This window comes from Streptomyces sp. A18 (assembly GCF_059026065.1).
In genome coordinates this window covers 36,032-49,525 of the sequence record NZ_JBWLKL010000017.1, presented here as the reverse complement: position 1 = coordinate 49,525, position 13,494 = coordinate 36,032, and the positions used below count along the sequence as shown (strand labels likewise).

Sequence of the window (13,494 nt, the reverse complement as noted above, 5' to 3'; positions counted from 1 at the left end):
TTTCGTCCGTTGCGTGCCGAGGCCCCCAGGAGGTCATTGACACTTCGTCAGATCTCCCCCATCGTGCACCCGGGTCGAGAGGGAGGCAGCAGGCGATGGACCTCGATGTGCTGTACGAGATCGACGTACCGAAGCCCTGGAGCGGACCCCATCCGCACGGCCAGCGCACCGCAGAACAGCGCGCCTACCGCGAGGCCGTGGAGCAGATACGGCTCGCGGACCGGGTCGGCTTCCGCACGGTGTGGGCCGTGGAGCACCACTTCCGCGAGGGCCGCTCGCACTGTCCGGCGCCGGAGGTGCTCCTCGGCCATCTCGCGGGCCTCACCGAGCGGATACGCCTCGGCTTCGGCGTCACCCTTACCCCCTTCGGCTTCACGCCCCCGCAGCGGATCGCGGAGAAGGTGGCGGCGGTGGACGTCCTGTCGGAGGGCCGCGTGGAGTGGGGCACGGGCCGCTCGACTCCCATGGAACAGACGGCCTTTGGCGTCGACCGCGAGCAGTCGCGTTCCGACTGGCGCGAGGCGATCGAGATCGTGACAGGCATGTGGCGCGAGGAGTACTTCGCCTACGAGTCCGAGCGGTTCAGCTTCCCCCGCCGGATGGTCACGCCGAAGCCGTTCCAGGACCCGCATCCGCCGTGCTGGATGGCGGCGACGTCCCCCGGCTCGGCGGAGGTGGCGGGCGCGGCGGGCCTCGGCCTGCTCTCCTTCTCGATCATGCAGCCGCTGGACGCGATGGCCCGCCAGGTCGCCGCCTACCGCGCGGCGGCGCGCGCCCCGTCCCCCATCACGGACGTCACCACGGACCGCGTCAGCGCGTACACGCTGGTGCACGTGGCGGACCGGCCCTCGCAGCGGGTCTGGGACTCGGTGGCCTGGTGGTACCGCAACCTGGCTCAGTTCACGCTGGACTGGGAGCTGCCGCACCTGACCCCCGACGAGCGCGAGCGGACCTTCCCGCTGCTCACCCCGATCATCGAAGGGAGTGTCCCCGTCGAGGAGTTCGACGACGGCGACATGATCCTGATCGGCGACGCGGAGACGATCGTCCGCAAGGCCAAGCGCTACGCCGACCTCGGCATCGACCAGCTCATCTGCTACGTCCAGTGGGGCTACCTGGAGCACCAGGAGATCCTGCGCACGATCGAGATCCTCGGCAAGGAAGTCATCCCGGAACTGGCGGCGTACAAGCCCCGGCGGACGACACGGTGAGCGAACCCCTCGACACATCGCCCGTCCCCGACTACGCCGCGCTGCACCGCCTGGACGGCCGTGCCTTCGTCTTGCTCGGCGCGGGCAACGGCATCGGCCGCCAGACCGCGCACGCGCTCACGGCGGCGGGCGCGCGAGTCCTGTGCGTGGACCTCGACAAGGGCCGCGCCGAGGCGGTCGCGGCCGAGACGGGCGGCATCGCGTACGTCGCGGACGTGACGCGCCGCGGGGAGGTGCGGGAGCTCTTCGCTTACGCGGTCCGGGAGTTGGGCGAGATCGGCGGCGTGGTCGACATCGTGGGCATGGCCCGCTACACCCCCCTGGAGGAGCTGGACGACGCTTCCTGGGACCGGCACTTCTCCCTCGTCCTGCGGCACGCCTGGCTCGCGGTCCAGTACGGCGGCCGGGCGCTCACCGAAGCGGGCGGCGGCCCCATGGTCTTCGTCGCGTCGGTGTCGGGCCTGACGGGGGCGCCCCTGCACGCCGCGTACGGCGCGGCCAAGGCGGGCCTGATCTCCCTGGTCCGCTCGGCGGCGGTGGAGTACGGCGCGCGCGGGGTGCGGGTGAACGCGGTGGCGCCCGGCGTCGTCTGGACGCCACGCGTGGCGGGCCTGCTCGGTGCAGAGGGCCACGAGGCCAACGCCCGCAACGCCCCGCTGGGCCGGGTGGCCGAGACCTCGGACATCGCGTCGGCCCTGCTCTTCTTCGCCTCGCCACTCTCCTCGTACGTCACGGGCCAGACGCTCGTCGTGGACGGCGGCGTCGGCGTGAAGTTCCCCTATCCGACCATCGGGGATGCGCGGTGAGGGAGTTCGTACGGGGCGCGCCCTGGTGGGCCGAGGACGGCCGGGTGGTGCGCGCCGACCCCGCCGACCGGGAGCGGCTGCCCGGCGACACATGGGAGCGGGCGGGTCTCCCGGCCGGGGTACGCCTTGAGTTCACCGCGCGAGGCGTGAGCGCGGTAGAGGTCGCGTACACCGCGTCACCGCCCTCGCCGACGGACTCGTACCGTGACGTGCCCACTGTGTTCACGCTGCTGGCCGGCGAGAAGGCCATCGACACGCCCGCGAAACCCGGCGAGCACGTGACGTCCATTCACCTCCCGCGCCCCGACGGCGAGTTCACCCTCCACCTGCCGGAAGCACTACGGCCCGCCCTGCATGACGTACGCGCGGTCGACGGCACCCTCACGCCCGCCGCCCGCAGGCCGCGCTGGCTCGTCCACGGCGACTCGATCGTGGAGGGCTGGTCGGTCTCGCGGCCGCATCTGGCGTGGCCCGCGCTGGTGGGGCGGGCCCTGGGCGTGGAGACGGTGAACCTCGGCTACGCGGGAGCGGCACGCGGAGAGCTGGCCACCGCCGAGCACATCGCTTCCCTGCAGGCCGACTTGATCACCATCGCCTTCGGCACGAACTGCTGGTCACGCACGCCGCATTCGGCCGGGCTGCTGTACGAGACGACGCTGGCGTTCCTGGACCTGGTGCGCCAAGGCCACCCGGACGTGCCCCTCTTGGTGGTCTCCCCCGTGGTCCGCCCGGACGCCGAGACGGCACCGAACGCGCTCGGCGCCACGCTGCGGGACTTACGGGCGGCGGTGGAACGGGCAGCCCTCGACGCGGGGGCCGAGCTGCTGCCGGGCGAGGGATTGCTGCATGCCGGACACCTGGTGGACGGCGTACACCCGGGCGACGAGGGCCACGCGTTGCTGGCCGAAGCGGTGATGGGCCGCGCCCCGTAAGGGGGCGCGGCCCATCAGGGGCGCGGGGAACTGCGCGACCAACCACGGCGAGCCCGCGGATTCAATCCGTCCCGGCTAGCGCTCAGCTCCAGCTGGCGTGAAGGGGCTTACCCTCCGCATAGCCCGCAGCGCTCTGCACACCCACGGTGGCCCGCTCAGCGAACTCCTCGAGCGAGCCGGCACCGGCGTACGTGCAGGAGGACCGCACACCCGCGATGATCGAGTCGATCAGGTCCTCGACGCCGGGCCGCTCCGGGTCGAGGAACATCCGGGAGGTCGAGATGCCCTCCTCGAACAGCGCCTTGCGGGCACGGTCGTAGGCCGACTCCTCGCTCGTGCGGTTCTTGACCGCACGCGCCGACGCCATGCCGAACGACTCCTTGTAGAGGCGGCCCTTGGCGTCCTGCTGCAGGTCGCCCGGGGACTCGTACGTCCCGGCGAACCACGAGCCGATCATGACGTTCGACGCACCGGCGGCCAGCGCCATGGCGACGTCACGGGGGTGACGGACACCGCCGTCGGCCCACACGTGCTTACCGAACTTCTTGGCCTCGGCGGCGCATTCGAGCACCGCGGAGAACTGCGGGCGGCCGACGCCGGTCATCATGCGCGTGGTGCACATGGCGCCGGGGCCCACGCCGACCTTGATGATGTCGGCACCAGCCTCGATCAAGTCCCGTACGCCCTCGGCGGCCACGATGTTGCCCGCGACGATCGGCACCTGCGGGTCGAGCGCGCGCACGGCCTTGACCGCGGCGATCATCGACTCCTGGTGGCCGTGCGCGGTGTCCACGACGAGCGTGTCCGCGCCCGCGTCGAGCAACTGCTTGGCCTTGGCCGCCACATCGCCGTTGATGCCGACCGCGGCGGCGATGCGCAGCTTGCCGTTGCCGTCGAGGGCGGGCGAGTAGAGCGTCGCGCGCAGGGCGCCCGTGCGGGTCAGGATGCCGGCGAGGCGGCCGTCCTTGTCCACGGCGGGGGCATAGCGGCGGTTGGCGTGGTCCAGCTTGTTGAACGCCTCGATCGGGTCGATGTCCGCGTCGAGCAGCACGAGGTCGTCCTTGGACATGACCTCGGAGAGCTGGGTGAAGCGGTCGACGCCGTTCAGGTCCGTGTCGGTGACGACGCCGACCGGCTTCTGGTCGGCGTCCACGACGACGCCCGCGTTGTGCGCGCGCTTGGACAGCAGCGCGAGCGCGTCGGCGACGGTCTGCGTGGGGGCCAGGACGATCGGGGTGTCCAGGACGTGGTGGCGCGTCTTGACCCAGGAGATGACCTCGGTGACGACCTCGATCGGAATGTCCTGCGGGATCACGACGAGGCCACCGCGGCGGGCGACGGTCTCAGCCATGCGGCGTCCGGCGATCGCGGTCATGTTCGCGACGACCAGCGGGATCGTGGTGCCGGTGCCGTCCGGCGACGAGAGGTCCACGCCCTGACGCGATCCGACGGCGGAGCGCCTCGGCACCATGAAGACGTCGTCGTACGTCAGGTCGTACGCAGGCTGGATGTCATTGAGGAAGCGCACGTGCTGCTCATCCCAGTCGTTCAGAGGTGGCCCCCGGACAGTTAGGCCGAGGGAAAAGCACGTACTTCAGTGTCCCATGCCCGGGGTGGTGCACCGCCTGGGATGATCACCCAGCCGAGTCGCGGAACCCCTGGTCGGATCCTCCAAGCGCGGGCCGCGGCGGTCACCGTCCGCTCAGGGTCGGGTGCCGAGCGCGAGAACGATCTCAAGGCCCGTCCCGCGCTCCCGGGCGTACTCCACCGCGTCGGTGAACACTTCCTGGGCGACGATCCACTCCTGGGGCGCGGCTTCCGCGTACTCCTGCCAACCGGTGACAACGAGCAGCCGTCCGGGTGCCGCGGGCGCCCATCCCAGGTCGGTGAGGCAGTCGGCGAGCGCGTCCCAGTTGCGCCCGAACCAGTCGGGCAGTTCGAGCGCACGGGCGCACCGGTCCATGAAGGCCGCCTTGTCGCTCACCCCGCTCAGTTCGAGCGAGACGGTGGCCAGGCCGGCGGCCCGGACGGCCTTGAGGACAGGGGCGAGGGGTTCGGGTGCCAGCGGTTCGGACGTCATCTCAGTACCGCCTTGAAGGACGCGTAGTGGTCGGCCGTGTAGTAGGTCTCGCCGCCGCTCCCGGTGACGATCCGGCGTGCGCCCCGGTCGCGTTCGCCGGGGGTGGGGACGGTGTATTCGCGGTAGTAGCCGCGCTCGCGCCCCGGCAGCTCCCGCTCGAAGTTCCGGAAGACGGAACCGTCTTTCTCGTACGGGAAAGGCCCGCCGTCATCGATGAGCCGCAACGTCCGCCGCGCCTCGGCGGGCAGCCGGTCGGCCCGGACGGTGGGCATGCCGTGGGCCCAGGCGGGGGCGGACGTGGAGGCGCGCTCGGCACCGTCCGATGAGCACCCGGCAACGAGCACGGCGAGACACACCAGCAGCGCCCCCACCGCACGAGGGACGAACCGGGTCAGCATGCGACAGATGCTGCCACAGCACCCCGCAAGGGGCACGGGGCTGCGTCCATTTGCGGCTCCGCCGCGTGGGCGCGATCAGCCACAGCGGACCCGCAGCCGCTCAGCTACCGTCCGGATCCGCCCGGTCCAATGCGGGGTGCGGCGTGTGCCCCATGACCATCAGCTGATCCGCGGCAGCCGTGTCCGTGACGAGGCTGGTCACGAGCCCCGAACGCAGCACCGCGTCAATCGCGGCGGCCTTACGCTGCCCGCCCGCGATCGCGACGACCTCAGGAATCCGTCGAAGCCGATCGGCCTCGACCGTGATGCACCGCTCCCCCAGGTCGCGCCCGACCCGACGCCCCTCGGCGTCGAAGAGGTGCGCGGACATCTCGGCGGCCACGCCCAGCGAGGCGTAGTGCGCCCGCTCCTCGTCGCTGAGCATGTCGTGGACGGTGGAGATGCCGGGCTCCCAGGAGCCGATGGAGACGGCGGCGACGGTGACCTTGTCGAAGTACTCAAACGCCCGCGCGATCCCGGTCTGGTTCCGCAGCGCGGCGGCCGTGGCCGGGTCCGGCAGGAGCATCGGCGCGTAGATGGGGTGGGCCTCGCCGCCGGAGACCTGCGCGGCACGCCGCACGGCCTCGACCGAACCGCGTTCGGCGGTCCCGGCGTCGTACACACCCGTCAGCTGCACGACCGTGCACGGCGGCAGCTGGTCGAGGGCGGCCGCCATGTGGATGGTCGAACGTCCCCACGCGAGGCCGAGGACATCGCCCTCGGTGACCAGCTCGCCGAGCAGGTCCGCCGCGACCTCGCCGAGGTTCTCGGGGTCCGGCGACTCCTCGACCTCGTCGGCGGAGGACGGCGACTCGACGACGACCGCGTGCCGCAGGCCGTAGCGGGCGCGCAGCGCGTCCGAGCGCTCCGCGTCCAGCTCGGCGGGCACGCGGATCTCGATCCGCACGAGATCACGCTCCAGAGCCGTCTCCAGGACCCGGGCCACCTTGAAGCGGCTGACGCCGAACTCCTCGGCGATCTGGATCTTGGACTTGCCCTCGAGATAGAAGCGGCGGGCCATGGCCGCCGCCTGCACCAGCTCCGCGGGTCCCATCCGCATGGCTGACCGGCCGCCCGTCGACACGACGATCTCCTCACTGTCATTTCAAGCAACTTCAAGCAACTTCGAGCAACTGTCTTCACGCATTCACACGCGTTGGTGCTGCTTCACCCGCTTTGGTGCGGCTTCGCGCGCATTGCCACGGCTTCTCGCGCATTGCCGCAGCACAACCCGGGTTCGTCGTTCATCCTTGCAGATCCGGCGTACTTGATCAGCCCTGAAGGACGGCGTTCACGTATCCGTGGCTCAGTGGCCGCATGCCCATGCCGCCGTGGACGTCGCCCCGGCCGCTTGGGTGCGCAATGCACGTACCGCCGCTGCCGGGTCGTTCGCCCCGTACACCGCGGAACCCGCGACGAAGACGTCGGCGCCCGCCTCGGCGCAGCGCTCGATGGTCGCGGCCGAGACACCGCCGTCGACCTGGAGCCAGAGTTCGAGGCCGTGCTTGCTGATCAACTCGCGGGTGCGCCGGATCTTCGGGAGCATGATGTCGAGGAACGCCTGGCCGCCGAACCCCGGCTCGACGGTCATGATCAGCAGCATGTCGAGCTCGGAGAGCAGATCCTCGTACGGCTCGATGGGCGTCGCGGGCTTCAGCGCCATGGAGGCGCGGGCGCCTTGGGCACGGATCTCACGGGCCAGACGGACAGGGGCCGCGGCCGCCTCCACATGGAAGGTGACCGATCCTGCGCCCGCTTCGACGTACTGCGGAGCCCAGCGATCGACGTCCTCGATCATCAGATGGCAGTCCAGCGGGGTGTCCGTCGCTCGGGCCAGGGACTCTACGACCGGAACCCCGAGGGTGAGATTAGGGACGAAGTGGTTGTCCATGACGTCGACATGGAGCCAGTCGGCACCTTCGACCGCCGTTGCCTCCTCGGCAAGACGGGCGAAATCCGCGGACAGGATGCTGGGGTTGATCTGCACGGCCATGCCCCAAGACTGCCATGCCCCGCGCTCGTTGCCTTCCGCGGTCCGTAGCGTGGGCCGACCGGCCCCCTTGACCATGGACCGCGTGCCATGCTGGGCGGTCCACCGGCACCACATGGGGCAGCGGGGGTAGCCATGCCGGACGAACAGTCGGACGCACGCTCGGACGCACGGCCTGAAGGACGGTCGGACGGACAGCGCCAGGCGGGCCGCGGCGTGGCCTGGCTGGTGTGCGGGCGGCGCACGAAGTGGCTCGTGGTGCTCTTCTGGCTGGTGGTCATCATCGTCGCCGCACCGCTCGCGCAGAAGCTCACGGACGCCCAGGACAACCAGGCGTCGTCCTGGCTGCCCGGTTCCGCGGAATCGACCCAAGTCCTGGACATCTCGGAGGAGTTCAGGCCCGAGCAGATTCCCGCGATCGTCGTGTACGCCCGCGAAGGCGGGCTGACGGCCGACGACCGGGCGCGGATCGCCGAGGACGTCGGCGAGCTCAAGGAGCTGCGCGCGCACGGCATCCGCGGCGCGGAGACCCGTGGCCCGGTCTTCGACACGAAGGATCCGGGGGCGGCCGAGGCGGCGCAGATCTTCGTGCCCATCACGATGGACGAGAAGGGCTGGGAGCGGATCTCGCCCGCCGTCGACTCCATCCGGGAGCGCTCGGGTGAGAGCGCTGACGGGCTCGCGGTGCACGTCACCGGGCCCGGCGGTACGTCCGCGGACTTCTCCGAGGCGTTCGAGGGCATCGACTCGACGCTGCTCCTTTCGGCGGCCGGCGTCGTCATCGTGATCCTCCTGATCACCTACCGCAGTCCCATCCTCCTGCTCGTCCCGCTGCTCGCGGCCATCGTCTCGCTCTTCGCCGCGCAGGCACTGATCTATCTCCTCGCGGAGCACGCGGGCCTGACGGTCAACGGCCAGAGCGCGGGCATCCTCACGGTCCTCGTCTTCGGAGCGGGGACGGACTATGCCCTGCTCCTGGTCGCCCGCTACCGCGAAGAGCTGCGCCGCCACGAGGACCGGCACGAAGCGATGCAGCTGGCCCTGCACCGAGCGGGCCCCGCGGTCATCGCGTCGGGCGCCACGGTCGTCGTCAGCATGCTGGTGCTGCTCACCGCCGACATGAACTCGACGCGGGGCCTCGGCCCCGTCGCCGCGATCGGTGTCGCGGTCGCCCTGCTCGCGATGCTGTCGCTGTTCCCCGCGCTCCTGGTGGTCTGCGGGCGGTGGCTCTTCTGGCCGCTGATCCCGCACAACGGCTCGGACGAGCCCACCGAGCGCGGCATCTGGGCCCGCATGGGCCGCGGCATCGCCCACCGTCCGCGCCTGACCTGGAGCATCACCGCGGTGGCGCTCGCGGCCCTGGCGCTCGGCCTGACGCAGCTGCGCGCCGAAGGGCTCAGCAACGCCGACTCCTTCACGGACAAGCCGGACTCGATCGTGGGCCAGCAGGTCCAGGGCAAGTACTTCCCCGCGGGCAGCGGCGACCCGCTGGTGATCGTGGCCGACGCGGACCAGGCCGAGGAGGTCCGCAGTACGGTCGCTCAGACCCGGGGCGTGGACGCGGCGAGCATCGGCGTACCGCCGGGCTCGAAACCGGAGTCCGGGGGCAGGGTCCTGTTCGAGGCCACACCGACCGACCCTTCCGACAGCGACGCGGCCAAGCAGACGGTGGAGCGGGTGCGTGACGCGGTGCACGCGGTTCCCGACGCGGACGCGAAGGTGGGCGGCGGCACGGCGGCCCTCCTGGACATGGACCGTGCGACGGCCCACGACAACAAGCTGGTGATCCCGCTCGTCCTGGTGGTCGTCCTGCTGATCCTCGCCGTGCTGCTGCGGGCCCTGGTCGCGCCGCTGCTCCTGATCGCGACGGTCGTTCTCTCCTTCTCCGCCGCGCTGGGCATCAGTGCGCTCGCCTTCCGCCACCTCTTCGACTACGCGGGCGAGTCCACGGACTTCCCGCTCTTCGTCTTCGTGTTCCTGGTGGCGCTCGGCATCGACTACAACATCTTCCTGTCGACCCGCATCCGTGAGGAAGCGGGCCGACAGGGCACCCGTGCGGGCGTGGTGACGGGCCTCGCGGCGACCGGCGCGGTCATCACGTCGGCGGGCCTGGTCCTCGCGGGCACCTTCGCCGCGCTCGGCACGCTCCCGATGGTGGCGTTCGCCGAGATCGGCTTCGCGGTCGCGCTCGGCGTCCTGCTCGACACCTTCGTCGTACGGTCCGTGCTGGTCACCGCGTTGTTCCTGGACGTGGGTCCGAAGGTGTGGTGGCCGCACTCCCTGAGCAAGGACCCGGCGGCCCGAGCACCTGCAGTGAGCTCAGGCGGTCCGCCGGATCAGCGCTAGGTACATCGCGTCCGTGCCGTGCAGATGCGGCCACAGCTGGAGGTCGGGTCCGTCGCCAAGCGCCGGGACGCCGGGCAGCAGCGGGCGCGCGTCGATCAGTTCGGCGCCCGCGTGCTGCTTGAGCACGTCGTCGACGACGGCACGCGTCTCCGCGAGGTGCGGTGAACAGGTGGCGTAACCGACGACGCCACCCACGCGCACGGACTCCAACGCGGTGCGCAGCAGCCCCCGTTGGAGCGGCGCGAAGCCGTCCAGGTCCTCCGGTCGGCGGCGCCAGCGGGCCTCGGGGCGGCGACGCAGGGCACCGAGTCCCGTGCAGGGCACGTCCATCAGAACGCGGTCGAAGGTGCCGGGCAGCCACGGCGGCCGGGTGCCGTCGGCGGCGATGACCTCGTACGGGCCCGGGTTACCGCGCAGGGCCTGCGCCACGAGGCGGGCCCGGTGCGGCTGCTTCTCGGCGGCAAGCAGGGCCGCGCCGCGCTGGGCGGCGAGACCGGCGAGCATGGCGGCCTTGCCGCCGGGTCCCGCACATCCGTCGAGCCACTTCTCGTCGCGCCCCTGGATCGGGGCGTTCGCGAGTGCGTTCGCGACGAGCTGACTGCCCTCGTCCTGCACCCCGGCGCGGCCCTCGCGCACGGCGTCGATCGATCCGGGCTCGCCGCCTTCGCTGAGCCGCACGGCATACGGCGACCAGCGCCCCGGCAACGCCGACTCCTCACCGACCGCGTCGAGGAGTTCATCGGCGGTGGTGCGTCCCGGCCGGGCCACGAGGGTCACTTCGGGCCGTTCGTTGTCGGCCTCCAGGAGGTCCTCGATGCCCGCACGGCCGCCGCCGAGCGCGTCCCAGAGCGCGGAGACGACCCAGCGGGGGTGCGAGTGGACGACGGCGAGGTGGTCCTCGGCGTCCTCGTCGTAGGAGGGCGCGACCTTCGCCACCCACCCGTCGAGATCGTCGGCGGCGACCTTGCGGAGCACCGCGTTCACGAACTTGGCCCGCCCGTCACCGAGCACGACGCGCGCCAGCTCCACGGAGGCGGAGACGGCGGCGTGCGTCGGGATGCGCGTCCCGAGCAGCTGATGCACACCCATGTTCAGCACATCGAGGACCGGCGGATCGACCTCGCGCAGCGGCCGATCGATGCAGGCGGCCACGATCGCGTCGTACGTTCCCTGCCTGCGCAGCGTCCCGTACACCAGCTCGGTGGCGAGCGCCGCGTCACGCGCGTCGAAGTCCCCCTTGTCGCGGGCCTTGCGCAGCAGCGGCGGCAGGACGAGGTTCGCGTACGCGTCGCGCTCGTCCACGGCCCGCAGTGCCTCGAAGGCGAGGAAGCGGACGGGGTCCTTCTTGGGACGGCGGTGGGGCTTGCCGGGCTTGCCCTGCTTCTGGGGTCGCCGGCTGGGCTGGTCGTTCAAAGGTGCTCCGCTATTGGATGGGGCCGAACTCATTCAGCGTACGTCGGTGGCGCCGAGCCGCTCGCCGGGGGCGATCCGCACCCCGCGCGCCCAGTCGGCGCCGCGCATCGGCTTCTTGCCCTGCGGCTGGACCCAGAGCAGCTCCACGGCGTGCGAGCCGGTGCCGACGTACACGTTGTTCTTGGCGGCCGCGAGCTCGCCGGGCGCGAGGTCGGTGCGGTCGGCGACGAGCGCGGCCTGGATGATCTTCAGGCGCTCCTCGCGGAACACGGACCAGGCGCCGGGCGCCGGAGTGCAACCGCGCACGACCCGGTCGACACGGAGGGCCGGGGTCGCCCAGTCAAGCTGGGCGTCCTCGACGGTGATCTTCGGGGCGAGGGTGATGCCGTCGGCGGGCTGCGGTACGGCCTTCAGGGACCCGTCCTCGATGCCGTCCATGGTGGCGGCGAGCAGCCCGGAGCCCGCGAAGGCGAGGCGGGTGAGCAGGTCACCGCTGGTGTCGGTGGGCCGGACGACCTCGGTGACGGTCCCGTACACCGGACCGGAGTCGAGCCCCTGCTCGATCAGAAAGGTGGAGGCACCGGTGATCTCGTCCCCCGCCATGACAGCGTGCTGCACGGGCGCGGCTCCACGCCATGCAGGCAGCAACGAGAAGTGCAGATTGACCCAGCCGCGGGCCGGGACCTCCAGGGCGGCCTTGGGCAGCAGCGCTCCGTAGGCAACGACCGGGCAGCAGTCGGGTGCGATCTCGCGCAGCCGCGCCAGGAACTCCTCGTCGCGTGGCTTCGCGGGCTTGAGGACCTCGATGCCGGCTTCCTCCGCGCGCTGGGCGACGGGGCTCGCGACGAGCCTGCGGCCACGGCCCGCGGGGGCGTCGGGCCGGGTGACGACGGCGGCCACTTCGTGCCGGTCGGAGGCGATCAGGGCGTCCAGGGCGGGGACGGCGACCTCGGGGGTGCCTGCGAAGACGAGCTTCATCGTTGCCTTTCGGCCTCTCGGGACGGGAACGTGCGGGGAGCGCACCAGTCTATGAGCCGCTCTGCCGGGCCGCGCTCCGCGGGGCCCGGCCAGCTGCGGAGTGCCTGCCGCGGGGGCGCGGCTCCTGGCGATGCGCACAGGGACGCCGCCCAGCGCGAGGCCATCCGCCCCGCGTCGCATCTCCGGATACCGCCCGCCGCTTGAGCGACCGTCACGAGAACGACCCTGCCGGGTACGGCTCGTCCGGGGGGGGGCGGGTCGGGTACGGCTCATCCCGGGGGCGGGTCGGGTACGGCTCGTCCGGGGGCGTACGTGTGGACGCGCGCCCCGTGCATATACGCATACGCCCCCGCACCGTGACCCCACACGAACTAGCGCGTTGGTCAAGAAAGAGTTGACCACAACGGGCCGCGCCGACGCGGCCCGATCCTTTTCAACGCCGGTTCGAGAGGCTTGTTCATGGCCGACCACGCAACCCACGACGCCCAGGCACGGGCCAGCCTGCACCTCCTGGTTCGGGACATCGAGCGGGTCCGCCGGCAGGTGGACGCCCTGCGTACGCTGACCGCCCAGCTCGGCAACGTCTACCGCCCGCGCCGCTCCAGCCCCTCCGCGGGCTTCGTCGTGTACGGGCGCGCCCCCGCCCCGACAGTCCGCCTCGCCCAGGAACTGCGGGACAGCGTCGAGACCCTGGTGACCGCCGCGGTGGACTTCGACCGCTCACTGGGCTTCTCGTGGGACGCGGTGGGCTCGGCCCTCGGGGTCACCAAGCAGGCGGTACACCGCCGTTACGGCGCCCGCCGGGCCACGACCCAAGCTGCCGCGGAGGCGGAGCGCGCCACGGAGACGGTCCCCGCCGCCACCGCGGCCCGCCCCCCGGTCCCGGTCGGCGCCCCCCTCCCATCGGTCCCCGCGGCCCGAGCCATGCCGACCCAGCCCACGGCAGGCAGCCCCGCCCTCCGCGAAGACCCCCGACCCAGCGCTTTCCCGGGCCCCCGCAACGGCTGACCACGACAACTCGGCGGCTGCCCTACCGGTTTCCCCGGTGCGGGCAGCCGCCGTCGTCGCGAGCGAACGCTCCTTACCGGCGTCCCCGCCCAACTCCCGGCCCCCGTACGCAAACGTTTCGTACGGGGATCAGGCCTCCCCCAGGCCTCAGAGTCTCCCCCACTCGCGAGCGAAGCCGAGAGCTTGAGGGAGGGAAGGGGGCCACCCCTACTGCCTGGCCCGCCAAGATACGAAGCGGCACGCGCCGCGCACACACCAGCCAGGCCCCGCGCAAGCGCCCCGCACGCCCCCGC

12 protein-coding genes are annotated in these 13,494 nt (G+C 71.8%); 5 read left to right on the top strand and 7 right to left on the bottom strand.

Annotation, left to right across the window (positions count from 1 at the left end; all coding sequences use genetic code 11):
• Positions 1-95: 95 nt before the first annotated feature.
• The 3 genes from AC5P1C_RS24950 to AC5P1C_RS24940 are packed head-to-tail and all read left to right on the top strand — an operon-like array spanning position 96 to position 2,949.
• Positions 96-1,211, top strand: a complete 1,116-nt coding sequence (locus AC5P1C_RS24950; RefSeq protein ID WP_493868150.1) for an LLM class flavin-dependent oxidoreductase — start codon at positions 96-98, stop codon at positions 1,209-1,211.
• Positions 1,208-2,017: an SDR family NAD(P)-dependent oxidoreductase gene (locus tag AC5P1C_RS24945; protein ID WP_493868149.1), complete on the top strand. Its 810-nt coding sequence runs from the start codon at positions 1,208-1,210 to the stop codon at positions 2,015-2,017. Before AC5P1C_RS24950 ends, AC5P1C_RS24945 begins: the two co-directional genes overlap by 4 nt.
• Positions 2,014-2,949 (top strand): GDSL-type esterase/lipase family protein, encoded by a 936-nt coding sequence (locus AC5P1C_RS24940; RefSeq protein ID WP_493868148.1) that lies wholly within the window; start codon positions 2,014-2,016, stop codon positions 2,947-2,949. The genes AC5P1C_RS24945 and AC5P1C_RS24940 overlap by 4 nt, the downstream gene beginning before the upstream one ends.
• Positions 2,950-3,031: 82 nt before the next feature.
• Here the strand turns inward: AC5P1C_RS24940 and AC5P1C_RS24935 are convergent, their stop codons facing one another.
• The 5 genes from AC5P1C_RS24935 to rpe form a co-directional block, all read right to left on the bottom strand.
• Positions 3,032-4,477: a GuaB1 family IMP dehydrogenase-related protein gene (locus AC5P1C_RS24935; protein ID WP_493868147.1), complete on the bottom strand. Its 1,446-nt coding sequence runs from the start codon at positions 4,475-4,477 to the stop codon at positions 3,032-3,034.
• 174 nt (positions 4,478-4,651) lie between these two features.
• Positions 4,652-5,029 carry a barstar family protein gene (locus AC5P1C_RS24930; protein ID WP_493868146.1) on the bottom strand — a complete coding sequence of 126 codons (378 nt, stop codon included), beginning with the start codon at positions 5,027-5,029 and terminating at the stop codon, positions 4,652-4,654.
• Complete coding sequence (locus AC5P1C_RS24925; protein WP_493868145.1) at positions 5,026-5,427, bottom strand: guanyl-specific ribonuclease; 402 nt, start codon at positions 5,425-5,427, stop codon at positions 5,026-5,028. The genes AC5P1C_RS24930 and AC5P1C_RS24925 overlap by 4 nt, the downstream gene beginning before the upstream one ends.
• Before the next feature lie 100 nt (positions 5,428-5,527).
• Positions 5,528-6,526 carry a sugar-binding transcriptional regulator gene (locus tag AC5P1C_RS24920; RefSeq protein ID WP_160510130.1) on the bottom strand — a complete coding sequence of 333 codons (999 nt, stop codon included), beginning with the start codon at positions 6,524-6,526 and terminating at the stop codon, positions 5,528-5,530.
• Positions 6,527-6,772: 246 nt separating this feature from the next.
• Complete coding sequence (gene rpe, locus AC5P1C_RS24915) at positions 6,773-7,459, bottom strand: ribulose-phosphate 3-epimerase (RefSeq protein WP_493868144.1); 687 nt, start codon at positions 7,457-7,459, stop codon at positions 6,773-6,775.
• Positions 7,460-7,591: 132 nt separating this feature from the next.
• Between rpe and AC5P1C_RS24910 the strand changes: the two genes are divergently transcribed.
• Positions 7,592-9,802 carry an MMPL family transporter gene (locus AC5P1C_RS24910; protein WP_493868143.1) on the top strand — a complete coding sequence of 737 codons (2,211 nt, stop codon included), beginning with the start codon at positions 7,592-7,594 and terminating at the stop codon, positions 9,800-9,802.
• Here AC5P1C_RS24910 and AC5P1C_RS24905 read toward each other — a convergent pair.
• On the bottom strand, positions 9,776-11,215 hold the full coding sequence (locus tag AC5P1C_RS24905; protein WP_493868142.1) for an RsmB/NOP family class I SAM-dependent RNA methyltransferase: 1,440 nt from the start codon (positions 11,213-11,215) through the stop codon (positions 9,776-9,778). The genes AC5P1C_RS24910 and AC5P1C_RS24905 overlap by 27 nt on opposite strands.
• 33 nt (positions 11,216-11,248) lie before the next feature.
• Entirely contained in the window at positions 11,249-12,193 is a 945-nt protein-coding gene (gene fmt, locus AC5P1C_RS24900; protein ID WP_493868141.1) for a methionyl-tRNA formyltransferase, read from the bottom strand.
• 459 nt (positions 12,194-12,652) lie between these two features.
• Here fmt and AC5P1C_RS24895 point away from each other — a divergent pair, with 459 nt between their 5' ends.
• Positions 12,653-13,201: a hypothetical protein gene (locus AC5P1C_RS24895; RefSeq protein WP_493868140.1), complete on the top strand. Its 549-nt coding sequence runs from the start codon at positions 12,653-12,655 to the stop codon at positions 13,199-13,201.
• The last annotated feature ends 293 nt before the right edge of the window (positions 13,202-13,494 follow it).

Excerpts from the sequence above, each read along its gene's own strand:
- AC5P1C_RS24950 (WP_493868150.1), top strand. The coding sequence starts at position 96 with ATGGACCTCGATGTGCTGTACGAGATCGACGTACCGAAGCCCTGGAGC.
- AC5P1C_RS24930 (WP_493868146.1), bottom strand. The coding sequence starts at position 5,029 with ATGACGTCCGAACCGCTGGCACCCGAACCCCTCGCCCCTGTCCTCAAG.
- AC5P1C_RS24925 (WP_493868145.1), bottom strand. The coding sequence starts at position 5,427 with ATGCTGACCCGGTTCGTCCCTCGTGCGGTGGGGGCGCTGCTGGTGTGT.
- AC5P1C_RS24920 (WP_160510130.1), bottom strand. The coding sequence starts at position 6,526 with ATGCGGATGGGACCCGCGGAGCTGGTGCAGGCGGCGGCCATGGCCCGC.
- rpe (WP_493868144.1), bottom strand. The coding sequence starts at position 7,459 with ATGGCCGTGCAGATCAACCCCAGCATCCTGTCCGCGGATTTCGCCCGT.
- AC5P1C_RS24910 (WP_493868143.1), top strand. The coding sequence starts at position 7,592 with ATGCCGGACGAACAGTCGGACGCACGCTCGGACGCACGGCCTGAAGGA.
- fmt (WP_493868141.1), bottom strand. The coding sequence starts at position 12,193 with ATGAAGCTCGTCTTCGCAGGCACCCCCGAGGTCGCCGTCCCCGCCCTG.
- AC5P1C_RS24895 (WP_493868140.1), top strand. The coding sequence starts at position 12,653 with ATGGCCGACCACGCAACCCACGACGCCCAGGCACGGGCCAGCCTGCAC.